The following is a 13416-nucleotide window of genomic DNA, read 5'->3' on the forward strand; positions in this document are numbered from 1 at the left end:
TCTGTCGACTGAGTTCAATACCGTATTGCTTAAACATCGCTTCCTGGCGATACAGCGGTAACCCGTATTGGTATTTACTGGTGATAAGCTGACTGAGCAAACTGCTGGTTGCAATGCCTTTGTTGATGGGCATGGCAGGCATTGAGGCTTGTTTAATCTGTGTCTGAGTTGAGGATTTATCACAGTGACGGCAGGCGTATTTAGGCCTAATATGCTCAATCACTTTGATTTTAGCGGGTATGAACTCAAGCTTTTCTGACTTATCTTCACCCATTTTATGTAGCTCACCGCCACAGCAATCACAGGTTTTGTCGATGATGTCGTGAATAACCTGCTCACGAGGTAAGTCTTTTGGCAGTGCCTTACGCACCGGCTTTTTACGGGTATAGCTAATGGATTGTTGCTCTGCCTCAACTTCCTCAACAATTTCTTCCACTTCATTGAATAACTCGCCTTGCCCGGCAAAGCCTTCAGCACTTTTGCCGAATTGTTTTTGTTGGGCCAAGCTCCAGCGCTCTTCCAATGCCGCAATCTGGGCATCCTTCTGCGCTAACAGTTTTTCAAGTTCAGCAATGCGCTGTTTAAGGGCGAGTTCATTTTTCATGACGCCTATTTTAAGGCATCATCAAAGGCTTTGCAGTGCTAACTGAACTCACTTTGATGATCATCAATCGATCGCAAATATTAAAGCATTTTCTTACCTGCGACATCAATTTTACTGTGTCCAATCACATCATAACCCGATAATAACCAGTGTAATTGCTGCTCGCTTAAGGTCATGGTGGGTGACATGAGTTTGGGCCATTTGAACTTATGCTTATCTAATCGCTTATACCACAGTGCAAAACCGGTGTTATCCCAGTAAAGCAGTTTGAGTTTGTCACGGCCTTTATTACAAAACACAAATAGCGCACCACTGAGCACGGGTAGTTCAAGCTCTGCTTCCACCAACGCCGCCAGACCATTAATTGATTTTCGAAAATCAACGGCATCGGCACATAAATAGACGGTGGGTACATCAACGAACATCCTCATACCGTTAGCCCTTTAATAATGGCAACGATATCGGCCGTCGCTAAATCGATAGGAAACGTGAGTTGGCCGGTTAGCGTATCAAACTGCAGCGTATTTTGACGAGTTTGCGCGCAGACTTCAGTAGTTTGTTTTACCTGGACAAAACGTGATGATGTAAGGCACTGCGTGTGCACTGGCAAGGTGGAATTAGGCTGGTCTTTTGCCAGTAAAGCACGTTGTTTATAATAAGTCGTAATAGCGACATTATGGTGTTGGCAGAATTCAATATTAGTACCACTAAACGTACTGCGTTGCAGCAAAAGCTGCTGCCACTGTGCGCTTGTTCTGTAAGTTTTCATCACCTGCTCCGAATTTATCATTGAGCAGGTATTTTTAGATAATCAGAACATCGATGCTAGGTGTGGTTCGCTAGACGCTTACCTTTTATGAGCTCTTTCGCTTCAGCACCTGAGTAGGCACTAATAAACTCTAAGCGTTTATTTTGAAACTCAAAATCACTCAACGCTAGCTTTGTAACAGCATGAACTTCAGGTTCATCATCAACGATTAATACTTTCCAGGTACCGTGTTCAATCTCATCGATTGTTTCTTCTGGTTCATCTGAAAATAAAAAACCACCCATCATAGTCGAAATTCCTTCATGGCATTATTTAACGCACTAGTAGGCAATTATTATTCTCTAGGGCCACAGTGCAAGTGTTACACGGTCATTGTTACCAAGGTCTTTCACTGTTTTAATATTAACAAACGCCATTTTTTCAAAAAAATGACGAACAGCTTCACCTTGCTCAAAACCGTGTTCTATTAAAAGATAGCCATTAGATGACAAATAGTCACGTGATTGTGTAATTATTTGTTTAATATCAGACATTCCGCAATCATCAGCCACTAATGCCGATAGAGGCTCAAAGCGCACATCACCCTGATTTAAATGTATATCGCTACTTTCTATATAAGGAGGGTTAGTGACAATTAAATTGAATTTTTCGCCATGCAACTCACTAAACCAGTTACTCTGTTTAACATGTACATTATTAATCGCTAATCGCTGCTGGTTACGTGTAGCAAGTGCAACTGCATCGCTTACTCTATCTACTGCAGTAATTTGCCAACTAGGCATTTCACTACCCAGTGCCAACGCTATTGCACCAGTACCTGTGCCTAAATCAAGCACCTTTGCTGTAGCGGGTAGCGCTATTTCAAGTGCTTGCTCGACTAATGTTTCAGTATCTGGTCGAGGTATTAGGGTCGTTGCGTTAACTTCAAGCGATAAGCTCCAAAATTCACGCAGCCCAGTTATATGGGCTACGGGCTCACCTTTTAAACGTCTTTGGATAAATACATTAAACTGCGATTGTTGCTCATCACTAAGCGCATGTTCTGGCCAAGTGAAAAGGTAACTGTGAGGTTTTTGAAGAATATGTAAAAGTAAAACTTGTGCATCTAATTTAGCACTTTCGCTGCTAGGTACTAATAAATTAGCGCCTGCAGCAATAGCTTGTTCAAGAGTTTGGCTCACGACTACTCGTCGCCCATAGCCGCTAATAAGTCAGCTTGATGCTCTTGCATTAATGGGTCAATAACACAGCCTAAATCACCCGCTACCACTTCATTTAAACGATAAAGTGTTAAGTTGATACGGTGATCGGTAATACGACCTTGTGGGTAATTATAAGTACGGATACGCTCAGACCGGTCGCCACTACCTACTAAATCACGACGCTCAGATGCTTCTGCCGCATGGCGTTTCTCATCTTCAGCTTGTTGCAAGCGTGCTGCAAGTACCGACATCGCTTTAGCGCGGTTTTTATGCTGTGAACGCTGATCCTGACACTCAACCACGACACCGGTAGGTATATGTGTAAGTCGAATAGCAGAATCTGTTTTATTAACGTGCTGACCACCTGCGCCCGATGCACGAAATGTATCAACTTTTAAATCTGCTGTGTTAATTTGTATTGCTTCGGCTTCTGGTACTTCCGCCATTACCGCAACAGTACATGCAGAGGTATGAACTCGCCCTTGTGACTCGGTTTCTGGCACACGTTGTACGCGGTGTACACCTGATTCAAACTTTAATTGACCGTAAACGCCTTCGCCACTAATATTTGCAATAACTTCTTTGTAACCACCGTGCTCACCTTCATTGGTGCTCACAACTTCTACTTTCCATTTTTTAGTTTCTGCATAGCGGCTGTACATACGGAATAAGTCGCCAGCAAAAATAGCCGCTTCATCCCCGCCTGTTCCAGCACGTACTTCAACAAATACGTTGTTATTATCTCGTGGATCTTTTGGCAACATTAATACTTGAATTTGATCTTCAATTACCAAAATTTGCGCTTTAGCTTCTTTATATTCTTCTTGCGCCATTTCACGCATTTCAGGGTCAGAATCTTTAAGCATTTCTTCTGCACTGGCTAAATCATCTTGCGTTTCTTTGTAAGTTAAAAACGTTTTTACAATCTCTTCAAGCTCAGAATATTCTTTTGAAAGCCCACGAAAACGATTTTGATCACTAATGACCGACGGGTCGCTTAGCAGCGCTTGTACTTCTTCGTAACGCTCTACTAAGGTTTCTAATTTATTATAAACAGACTCTTTCATTTAACGGTTATTCCTGATCAATACCTAACATTTTTTTCAACTGGTTTAACTGCGCCACTTCACCTTTTTTCGCTGCGTCTTGTATTGCACGGGTAGGCGCGTGCATTAAGCGATTGGTTAATTTATTGGCGAGCTCTAATATAATTTTTTCTGCATCTTTACCTGTATTAAGCTGACTAACAGCACGCTCTACAAGTTCTGACTTAATTGTTTGTACATCATTTCGATAATGGCGGATTAAATCTACCGAATCGAGTGAGCGCATCCACATTGCAAATTCTTTGGTGCGTTCAGTAATAATTATTTGCGCTTGCTGTGCAGCTTGCTCACGCGCTGCCATATTCTCGCTTACAATGGTTTGTAAGTCATCAACGGAATATAAATAGGCAGCATCTAGCTCACCTACTTGGCTTTCTATGTCGCGCGGAACCGCAATATCTATAAATAGCATGGGCTTGTGACGGCGCTGCTTAAGCGCTTGCTCAACCACCCCTTTACCAATAATAGGCAAAGTACTGGCGGTAGAACTAATCACTATATCGGCTTTATGTAAACGCTCTGGCAATTGCGCTAAAGCAATTACATCCGCCGACACTTCGTCAGCTAAGCTTCGAGCTCGCTCAATAGTTCGGTTCGCAACGGTAATGTTTTGTGGCTCATTTTGATATAAATGCTTGGCCACCAGTTCAATAGTTTCACCCGCACCAATTAATAAAACGTTTGTTTTATCAAGCTTGCCGTAAATATGTTTTGCTAAATTAACAGCTGCAAATGCAACCGATACAGCACTTGCGCCAATATTTGTTTCGGTTCTAACTTGTTTAGCCACCGAAAAGGTTTTTTGAAACAATCTATCAAAAGTAACACCTACAGCATCGTGGGTTTTAGCGCTAAAAAACGATTGTTTTATTTGCCCTAAAATTTGCGGTTCCCCTAACACCAAAGAATCCAACCCACACGCTACGCGCATTAAGTGGTTAATAGCGTCATTACCTTCGTGACAATAAATATTATTACTCAGTTCATGTTCATCCAAACCATGGAAACTGGCAAGCCAAGTCAACAGTGTTTGGGAATTTTGCTGAGCGAGGCTACAATAGATCTCGGTTCGATTGCAGGTAGATACAATAACCGCTTCATTAAAGTCGGCATGGCCGCTTAATTGTTGCAACGCCTCTGAAATTTGCTCAGGCGAAAAAGCCACTTTTTCACGTAATTCTACGGATGCGGTTTTGTGATTTATACCTAGTGCTATTATGGTCATATTTGCCAAATATTGCTGAGCCCTACTTCAAAGGCGGTAATTTTACCAAAAATCAGCGGAATATGGAAAGTAAGGAACAACATTTGATTCGACAATATTTGATTTTATTCATGTTTTTTTTGTTTTTAGGTGGCTGTGCTCATCAAATTGATACAAAAACAACACTTTATGGTGATTGGAAACCACGTTTAGCTGCTCAAAAAACTTGGCAGGTCGAGGGTAAACTCGCGTTTATTAGTCCACAAGAGCGTCAATCTGCAAACTTAAATTGGCAGCAAACAGCAAATTCCAATAATTTAATACTAACTACCTTTATTGGTACGCGTATTTTGTCGCTTAAACAAACAGCAAATGGTGCTGAATTAGAGTTTGACGGCGATGAGTACTTTGATACTAATGCTGCAGAGCTTTTAAAGCGTTTAACGGGTTTTACACTCCCGGTTGATAACGCCGACAATTGGCTTAAAGGCACCATTGACGATCAAAGCTTAGTCGTTGATGAGCTAGGCCGTGCAAAGCAAGTGTTATGGTTTGATAACACAGGTAAAAAATGGCAAATAGATTACGGCACTTATATACAAAACGCAGGCTATTGGTTACCAACCAAACTAACGTTAAAGCATCAACAAATAAAAATAAAAATTCAACTCTACGATTGGCAATTTAAATAAATATGAATAACAAAACCTCTTTTTCACTGATTGCTCCGGCAAAACTCAATTTATTTTTACATATTAATGCTCGCCGAGAAGATGGTTATCATGAACTCGAAACCTTATTTACTTTTTTAAATTTTGGTGATGAGCTTTATTTTGAGTTAACAACAGATGGGAGTATTTCTGTCGGTGGTGATACTAAAGACATCCCTCTAAATGATAATCTCATCTATAAAGCGGCTTTATTATTACAAACACACTGTAAAACCTCTTTGGGTGTAAAAATAAATTTAATTAAGCGCTTGCCGATGGGGGGCGGTGTTGGAGGAGGTTCATCTGACGCAGCGAGTACTTTATTAGCCCTAAATAAGTTATGGAAATTGACACTAAATTTAGAAACACTAGCACAATTGGGGCTCAAGTTAGGGGCAGATGTTCCGGTGTTCATACAAGGTCAAAGCGCCATAGCGCACGGTATTGGTGAAAAACTACACCACGTAACACTTGAACAAAAATGGTACTGCGTTGTACACCCTAACCAACATGTAAGTACCGCAAAAATATTTACACATCCAGATTTAAAACGCGACACACCAAAAATAATAGGCGATTGGAAACACCATACTTTAACCAACGATTGTGAGCCTTTAGTTAAAAAGCTTTGCCCCGAGGTTGAAAAAACCCTCCAGTGGTTGCTAAAATACGCACCGTCGAAGATGACCGGAACAGGTTCATGTTGTTTTGTCGAATTTGCTAGTCAAGTTCAAGCACAAGATGTACTTGAAAATCTCCCCCATACTTGGCAGGGTTTTGTGGCTTCAAGCGCAAATGTCTCACCTGCTCATACGGAGNCCGCCATATTCGATCAATGAAGTAACGTACAAGTAATCATAAGTTAACCCGCAGTGGTATTTATCATTGCCCGTTAGTCCAAATATTCAGTGCCTGAGGAACCCTACCGTGCCTGACATGAAGCTCTTCGCTGGTAACGCAACACCTGAGTTAGCTCAAAAAGTTGCAAAACGTTTATATATTGAATTAGGCGATGCTGTTGTTGGCCGTTTTAGCGACGGTGAGATCAGTGTTCAAATAAATGAAAATGTTCGTGGCTCGGACGTTTTTATCTTGCAATCAACCTGTGCCCCTACAAACGATAACCTGATGGAACTTATCGTTATGGTTGATGCTCTACGTCGTGCATCTGCAGGTCGTATTACTGCCGTCATTCCTTATTTTGGTTATGCGCGCCAAGACCGTCGTGTACGTTCTGCTCGTGTTCCAATTACCGCTAAAGTTGTTGCAGATTTCTTATCAAGTGTTGGTGTTGACCGTGTTCTTACGGTTGATTTACACGCTGAACAAATCCAAGGCTTCTTTGATGTACCAGTAGACAACGTATTTGGCAGCCCTGTATTACTTGAAGATATGAAAGAACGCGACTTTGAAGACGTCGTTGTTGTATCTCCAGATATTGGTGGTGTTGTACGCGCACGTGCAATTGCAAAACTACTAAACGATACCGATTTAGCAATCATTGACAAACGCCGCCCTCAAGCAAACGTTTCTCAAGTAATGCACATTATTGGTGACGTGGAAGGTCGAGATTGTATTATCGTAGATGATATGATTGATACCGGTGGTACGTTATGTAAAGCCGCAGAAGCACTTAAAGAACATGGCGCTAAGCGCGTATTTGCATACGCAACGCACCCTATTCTTTCAGGTAAAGCAGCAGAAAACTTACGTGACTCGATGATTGACGAAGTAATTGTAACTGACTCGATTCCGCTATCTGACGAGCTTAAAGCCCTTGATAAAATTAAGGTACTTACGCTTGCTGACATGTTAGCAGAGACTATTCGTCGTATTAGTAACGAAGAATCTATCTCAGCGATGTTTGAACACTAAAATTAAGCATTCCTGAGTATAAAAGCGCCTTTTGGCGCTTTTTTTGTAAGCGATGTTTATTTTGTCTGAGCGTGGTGGTATGATAGCGCGCCTTTTGGCTAGGGACCTTGGTCGCAAAGGCCCTACACATTTTAATAACTGGAGACATCATGTCTAACAAAACTTATACATATAACGCTGAACTTCGCGTAGAAACTGGTACTGGTGCGAGCCGCCGCCTACGTCGCGAAGACAAAGTTCCTGCAATCCTTTACGGAGCTGACAAAGAAGCTTTATCTCTTACTTTTGCTCATAAAGATATGATCAAAGCACAAGAAGACGAAGGTTTTTACACGCATATCCTTACGCTTAACGTAGATGGCGAAGCTGTTGAAGTAATCTTAAAAGATATCCAACGTCACCCATTCAAGCCTAAGCTTACTCACCTTGATTTCCAACGTGTAGATGCTACTCATAAATTTCAAACTAAAGTTCCTCTTCACTTCATCGGTGAAGATATTGTAACTAAAGCTGGCGCAACTGTTGTTCACCAGTTAACTGAAGTTGAAATTACGTGTCTTCCAAAAGCACTTCCAGAATTCATTGAAGTAGATGTTTCTAAGTTTGTTGTTGGCGATTCTGTTCATATTTCTGACCTTACTTTCCCTAAAGGCGTTAGCTCTGTAGATTTAGGTAAAGGCGAAGGCCATGATCAGTCTATCCTGACTATCAAAGCAAACAAAGCAGCTCCAGTTGAAGACGACGCTGCAGCAGCAGAATAATTTTTAAGGTCTCGCAACCTTGAATTCTATTCAAATGCTTGTGGGCCTGGCTAATCCAGGCCCCGAATACGCAAACACACGCCACAATGCAGGTGCTTGGTTCATCGAGCAAATCGCTGCACGCTACAACTGCACCCTAAAATACGATCCTAAATATCACGGCCTTACAGGCAAAGTGATCATTCAAGGCCAAGAATTCAAATTATTGATCCCCACTACTTACATGAATTTAAGTGGTAAAGCGGTCAGTAGTTTAGCTAATTTTTTCAAAATCCCTGTCGAGGACATTTTAGTTGCCCATGACGAATTGGATTTAGACCCAGGCGTTGCCAAGTTAAAAAAAGGCGGCGGGCATGGCGGTCATAATGGTTTAAAAGACATTATTGCAAAAATGGCAAATCAAAAAGACTTTATGCGCTTGCGCATTGGTGTAGGCCATCCAGGACATCGTGAAATGGTTACTGGTTGGGTGCTTGGAAAAGCGGCCAAAGCAGACCAAGAAAAGATGGATGCTGCTGTTGATGAAGCAGTTCGTTGTATGGAAATACTTGCAAAAGATGGTGTGTTAAAAGCACAAAACAGACTACATTCGTTTAAACCCTAATAACTTGGGTTCAAGCACATCGTTTAAACGAATCTAAACAAGGTATCTTACTATGGGTTTTAAATGTGGCATCGTTGGCTTGCCTAACGTTGGTAAATCAACGCTTTTCAATGCACTAACTAAAGCGGGTATTGAAGCCGCTAACTTTCCTTTTTGTACCATTGAGCCTAATACAGGTGTGGTACCTGTGCCAGATCCTCGTCTAGACGAACTTGCTAAAATAGTAAACCCTCAACGAGTTCTTACCACCAGTATGGAATTTGTAGACATTGCTGGCTTAGTAAAAGGCGCATCTAAAGGTGAAGGCCTTGGTAACCAGTTTTTAGCTAACATTCGTGAAACCGATGCAATTGGCCACGTAGTTCGCTGTTTTGAAGATGAAAACATCATCCACGTAGCAGGCACTATTGACCCTGCTGACGATATTGACGTAATCAACACTGAGTTAGTACTTGCTGATATGGATAGCGCTGAAAAAGCCCTTTTCCGTAATTCAAAAAAAGCAAAAGGTGGCGATAAAGACGCTAAAGAGCAAAATGCTGTACTTGAAAAAGTAAAAGTGCATCTTGACGAAGGCTTAACTTTACGTGGTCTAGCACTAACTAAAGAAGAAAAAGCAGCAATCAGCTCTATTAACTTCTTAACGATTAAACCAACAATGTATATTGCAAACGTTGCTGAAGATGGTTTTGAAAATAACCCATACCTTGACCGCGTACGCGCTATTGCCGCAGCTGAAGATGCGATTGTTGTTCCTGTATGTGCCGCTATCGAATCTGAGCTTTCAGAACTAGATGACGAAGACAAGCTTGAGTTTATGGCTGATCTTGGTTTAGAAGAGCCGGGTCTTAACCTTGTTATTCGTGGTGGTTATGAATTACTACAATTACAAACTTATTTCACAGCTGGCGTAAAAGAAGTACGCGCATGGACAATCCCTGTAGGTGCAACAGCACCACAAGCAGCGGGTAAAATCCATACCGACTTCGAGCGTGGCTTTATTCGTGCGCAAACTATTGCTTTTGACGACTTTGTTGCCTTTAAAGGTGAGAGTGGCGCAAAAGAAGCAGGTAAGATGCGTCAAGAAGGTAAAGAGTACATTGTTAAAGATGGCGATGTAATGAACTTCTTGTTCAACGTATAAGTACAAATTAAACCAATTTAACTTGGTAATAATTTTTAAAGGCTCGTTTTTACGAGCCTTTTTTGTATTTAAGCATTATAAAAATAATAATTAACCTCAACTAGTCTATCTTTGTAATATCGTTTAATGAAAGAAGTACAGGGTTAATTAAGATTCCGCGCCTTAAAGGCAGCTAAAAAAACAGCATTTTTATTAAATTTTAGCCTGTTAGCTTAATTTTCCTGCAAACAAACACAGTTAAGTGTTTTTTTGCAAAAAAGGTGTTGACGAATTTGGGTCATATCAGCATAATACGCCCCGCACTCAGCGATGAAGTGCTAACAAAAAAAGATGGCTAAGTAGCTCAGCTGGTTAGAGCACATCACTCATAATGATGGGGTCACAGGTTCAAATCCCGTCTTAGCCACCATTATTTTTTTGTTGCTCAATGAAGAGTTTAAAATAACTACCTTGTGTGCGGGAGTGGCGGAATTGGTAGACGCGCTGGATTTAGGTTCCAGTATCTTAGGATGTGAGAGTTCAAGTCTCTCCTTCCGCACCATAATTCTTGATAAGAATTAAAACTATCAATTGTTATTGTTGGGATATCGCCAAGCGGTAAGGCACCAGGTTTTGATCCTGGCATTCCCAGGTTCAAATCCTGGTATCCCAGCCAACAATGGCTAAGTAGCTCAGCTGGTTAGAGCACATCACTCATAATGATGGGGTCACAGGTTCAAATCCCGTCTTAGCCACCATTTCTTCTTTTAGAAATGGCTCTGCAAGAGTTAAATTGCAGCTCAATGAAGAGTTTAAAATAACTACCTGTACTTTATTGTACAAACGATGCGGGAGTGGCGGAATTGGTAGACGCGCTGGATTTAGGTTCCAGTAACTTCGGTTGTGAGAGTTCAAGTCTCTCTTTCCGCACCATTTCTTGATAAGAAATAAAATTATCATTAATTCTTTGTTGGGATATCGCCAAGCGGTAAGGCACCAGGTTTTGATCCTGGCATTCCCAGGTTCAAATCCTGGTATCCCAGCCAACTTCTTCTACCAAGGAAAGTTGGATAAAAGAATTGCTCTAGCTTAGAGTTTAAATTAGCAAATTAGTGATGCGGGAGTGGCGGAATTGGTAGACGCGCTGGATTTAGGTTCCAGTAACTTAGGTTGTGAGAGTTCAAGTCTCTCCTTCCGCACCATGTTCTTATTAAGAACTAAAATTAATATCAAATTTATAGTTGGGATATCGCCAAGCGGTAAGGCACCAGGTTTTGATCCTGGCATTCCCAGGTTCAAATCCTGGTATCCCAGCCAATTTGACTCCCCTGTCTAAAACTTCTCAAAACTCATTAACTTCAACTTACCTTCTCTGCATTTAAATAAACACTTATAAACTCATCTATTGTTATTGGTTTACTATATAAATACCCTTGTAAATAATCACAGTTAAGATTCAACAACGCCTGTTCTACTTCTTTAGTTTCTATTCCCTCAGCAACTACATCGCAATTTAATCGACCCGCTAAAAACAATGTAGATTCTACAATAGCGTAATCAGGCGGATTAATGAGCATGTCTTTGATAAACGATTGATCTATTTTTATCTGGTTTATGGGCAACTCCCTTAATAACGACAGCGACGAAAAGCCAGTACCAAAGTCATCAACACTAAATTTAAACCCGCGCATACTCAACTGTTGCATCATTTTTCTAGCAGCCGGTATATTTGTCATCATTGCACCTTCAGTAATTTCAAAAATTAACGAGTCGCTTAATGTAGGATCCGTTGCGAGTAAACTAATTATAAAATCGTAAAACTCACTGCTTTCAATATCTTTCGTCGATAAGTTGACATGTATGGTACCGGTGAAGCCAAATAGTTTTAGTTTTCTAATGTGATTAACGGCTTCTTGTACAACCCATTTCGATAAAGGAAAAATAAGCCCTGTACGCTCAGCTACGGTTATAAACTTTTCAGGACTAATAAAGCTACCATCATCTTGCGGCCATCGTATAAGGGCTTCTAGACCATGTAATTGCAGATCTTTAGAGTCCATTATGGGTTGTAAATAAAGCTCAAACTCATCTTTATGTAATGCCACTTTAATCTTGGCTGATAAATCAAAAAAGTCCTCAGCTCGTTTACCTATTGCAGAGGAGTAATTTACCAAAGGTTGAAATGTTTTTTTAGCTTCATGCAGTGCCAAGTCAGCTTTTTTTAATAGCTGATCGGGCAATCGGCTATCATCAGGAAAACGGCTTACGCCTATACTTAATTGTATTTTAACCATTTGCTCATTCGTACAAAACGGACTTTTGACGGCTGAGTTTATAATGTTTACACAATAATTCATGCTTTCATCTGTATCGGTATGCAGTAAAAATGCGAACTCATCACCTCCAATCCGATATAACTTAGCAATGCCGCATAATTCTTTATTTAGTTTATTGGCAAATGCAGCCAAGAGTTGGTCACCACACTGATGCCCAAACGCATCATTAATTTGTTTAAAGTTATTTAAGTCGATATAAAATAGTGAAAATGGGGAAGGATATTCAACTTGTTTACTCAGAGATTTAAAAAACTTTTCGCGGTTAGGTAGAGTTGTTAAGTTATCGTGCTCAGTTTGATATTTTTGATACTGCGTTGCTTGCTCTATTTTAAGAATACTTTTTAAGCTCAGTTTAATAACTAAAAAAACAAACCCACCACCGCCAAGCAACAACATAGCCACCATATTCATAACGACGGGTGCAATGTCGTGATTTGAAAAATAATAAAGTACCCACCAATACCCTATAATAAAAAAAATAATAGCGCATAGCAGTACACTCCATGCTCTTTGCGATGTTTTTTTACAAACTTTAACGGTTGTTTTTAAGCTAGCAACAAGCAGTAGCGCACCTAAAATAATTATTACTGTAAAAAAATTATCCACACACAAGCTCTTTAAAGTTATTGAACTGCGATTTAGTGATGTAACACCAGTTAAATTAAAACCGTGTTCAATATAGCCGAGTCACTATTTGCTGACTTAAAAACAGGCATAATCGAGTAGGGTGAGGCTTATGCCTCATCCCTCTCACAGAACCGTACGTACGGACCTCGTATACGGCTCCTGTACCCTTCACATTTTATCAACTTATTTCCTAAACGCTGATAAAGCAAGCCATCCCGTATTCACTTTTTCTATTGGATATAAACCAAGCTCCTCAAACCATTGGTTTGGCATCGATACACAAGATAAAGGGCTTAGTGAGTTACGCCACGAGTTCATCTTTATGAACTTAAACGGTGGCTTTTTCCCTAACTGCTTTAGTCGTCGATGTAGCCTTGATGGCTTCTTCCACAACCTCAGCTGTATTGCCCTTAGTCTTCGTCTGATCCAACCTGCCAAGGCTTTTAGCTCTCGCTTACAATTGGCTATACTAAAATAATTTACAAAACCGCGCAC

General features: G+C 40.7%; 14 protein-coding genes, 8 tRNA genes and 1 pseudogene. 14 read left to right on the plus strand and 9 right to left on the minus strand.

Going from position 1 to position 13416, the window contains the following annotated elements; translation table 11 throughout:
- The 7 genes and pseudogenes from L655_RS0112960 to hemA form a co-directional block, all read right to left on the minus strand.
- On the minus strand, positions 1–604 hold a 604-nt coding region (locus L655_RS0112960; protein WP_024604010.1), incomplete at its 3' end, for an IS66 family transposase zinc-finger binding domain-containing protein.
- Positions 605–684: 80 nt separating this feature from the next.
- On the minus strand, positions 685–1029 hold the full coding sequence (tnpB, locus tag L655_RS0112965) for an IS66 family insertion sequence element accessory protein TnpB (protein WP_158001052.1): 345 nt from the start codon (positions 1027–1029) through the stop codon (positions 685–687).
- 2 nt (positions 1030–1031) lie between these two features.
- Positions 1032–1373: a hypothetical protein gene (locus L655_RS0112970; protein ID WP_024591408.1), complete on the minus strand. Its 342-nt coding sequence runs from the start codon at positions 1371–1373 to the stop codon at positions 1032–1034.
- A gap of 86 nt (positions 1374–1459) precedes the next feature.
- Positions 1460–1660, minus strand: a pseudogene (locus tag L655_RS0112975) (metal-dependent phosphohydrolase); the annotation flags it as partial.
- A 54-nt stretch (positions 1661–1714) separates the two neighbouring features.
- The gene (gene prmC, locus L655_RS0112980) at positions 1715–2554 is read right to left on the minus strand and encodes a peptide chain release factor N(5)-glutamine methyltransferase (RefSeq protein WP_024605247.1); all 840 of its coding nucleotides are present in this window, start codon (positions 2552–2554) and stop codon (positions 1715–1717) included.
- A gap of 2 nt (positions 2555–2556) precedes the next feature.
- Positions 2557–3642, minus strand: a complete 1086-nt coding sequence (gene prfA / locus L655_RS0112985; RefSeq protein WP_024597763.1) for a peptide chain release factor 1 — start codon at positions 3640–3642, stop codon at positions 2557–2559.
- 7 nt (positions 3643–3649) lie between these two features.
- On the minus strand, positions 3650–4906 hold the full coding sequence (hemA, locus tag L655_RS0112990) for a glutamyl-tRNA reductase (RefSeq protein WP_024605248.1): 1257 nt from the start codon (positions 4904–4906) through the stop codon (positions 3650–3652).
- Positions 4907–4989: 83 nt separating this feature from the next.
- On the opposite strand from hemA, the gene lolB reads away from it, so the two are divergent.
- From lolB to L655_RS0113060, 14 genes are all read left to right on the plus strand, one after another.
- Complete coding sequence (lolB, locus tag L655_RS0112995; RefSeq protein ID WP_024605249.1) at positions 4990–5577, plus strand: lipoprotein insertase outer membrane protein LolB; 588 nt, start codon at positions 4990–4992, stop codon at positions 5575–5577.
- Between the two features lie 2 nt (positions 5578–5579).
- On the plus strand, positions 5580–6434 hold the full coding sequence (gene ispE, locus L655_RS0113000) for a 4-(cytidine 5'-diphospho)-2-C-methyl-D-erythritol kinase (RefSeq protein WP_024605250.1): 855 nt from the start codon (positions 5580–5582) through the stop codon (positions 6432–6434).
- Positions 6435–6522: 88 nt separating this feature from the next.
- A complete protein-coding gene (locus tag L655_RS0113005; RefSeq protein ID WP_007583957.1) occupies positions 6523–7470 on the plus strand; it encodes a ribose-phosphate pyrophosphokinase in 948 nt (315 codons plus the stop codon).
- 149 nt (positions 7471–7619) lie between these two features.
- Complete coding sequence (locus L655_RS0113010) at positions 7620–8231, plus strand: 50S ribosomal protein L25/general stress protein Ctc (RefSeq protein WP_008171830.1); 612 nt, start codon at positions 7620–7622, stop codon at positions 8229–8231.
- A 19-nt stretch (positions 8232–8250) separates the two neighbouring features.
- Complete coding sequence (gene pth / locus L655_RS0113015) at positions 8251–8835, plus strand: aminoacyl-tRNA hydrolase (RefSeq protein WP_024605251.1); 585 nt, start codon at positions 8251–8253, stop codon at positions 8833–8835.
- A 52-nt stretch (positions 8836–8887) separates the two neighbouring features.
- The gene (gene ychF, locus L655_RS0113020; RefSeq protein ID WP_007583951.1) at positions 8888–9979 is read left to right on the plus strand and encodes a redox-regulated ATPase YchF; all 1092 of its coding nucleotides are present in this window, start codon (positions 8888–8890) and stop codon (positions 9977–9979) included.
- Between the two features lie 332 nt (positions 9980–10311).
- Positions 10312–10388, plus strand: a tRNA-Met gene (locus tag L655_RS0113025).
- Positions 10389–10435: 47 nt separating this feature from the next.
- Positions 10436–10520, plus strand: a tRNA-Leu gene (locus L655_RS0113030).
- A gap of 39 nt (positions 10521–10559) precedes the next feature.
- Positions 10560–10634, plus strand: a tRNA-Gln gene (locus tag L655_RS0113035).
- Between the two features lie 5 nt (positions 10635–10639).
- Positions 10640–10716: transfer RNA gene (locus L655_RS0113040), tRNA-Met, on the plus strand.
- Between the two features lie 90 nt (positions 10717–10806).
- A tRNA-Leu gene (locus L655_RS0113045) sits at positions 10807–10891 on the plus strand.
- Positions 10892–10929: 38 nt separating this feature from the next.
- A tRNA-Gln gene (locus tag L655_RS0113050) sits at positions 10930–11004 on the plus strand.
- Between the two features lie 71 nt (positions 11005–11075).
- Positions 11076–11160, plus strand: a tRNA-Leu gene (locus L655_RS0113055).
- A 40-nt stretch (positions 11161–11200) separates the two neighbouring features.
- Positions 11201–11275: transfer RNA gene (locus L655_RS0113060), tRNA-Gln, on the plus strand.
- Positions 11276–11316: 41 nt separating this feature from the next.
- Here the strand turns inward: L655_RS0113060 and L655_RS0113065 are convergent.
- Both L655_RS0113065 and L655_RS0113070 read right to left on the minus strand, forming a co-directional pair.
- Positions 11317–12900 carry a bifunctional diguanylate cyclase/phosphodiesterase gene (locus L655_RS0113065; RefSeq protein WP_024605252.1) on the minus strand — a complete coding sequence of 528 codons (1584 nt, stop codon included), beginning with the start codon at positions 12898–12900 and terminating at the stop codon, positions 11317–11319.
- 204 nt (positions 12901–13104) lie between these two features.
- On the minus strand, positions 13105–13416 hold a 312-nt coding region (locus L655_RS0113070), incomplete at its 5' end, for a group II intron maturase-specific domain-containing protein (RefSeq protein WP_024605253.1).

Origin of the sequence: Pseudoalteromonas sp. TAE79 (assembly GCF_000498015.1) — a bacterium.
Lineage (GTDB): Bacteria > Pseudomonadota > Gammaproteobacteria > Enterobacterales > Alteromonadaceae > Pseudoalteromonas.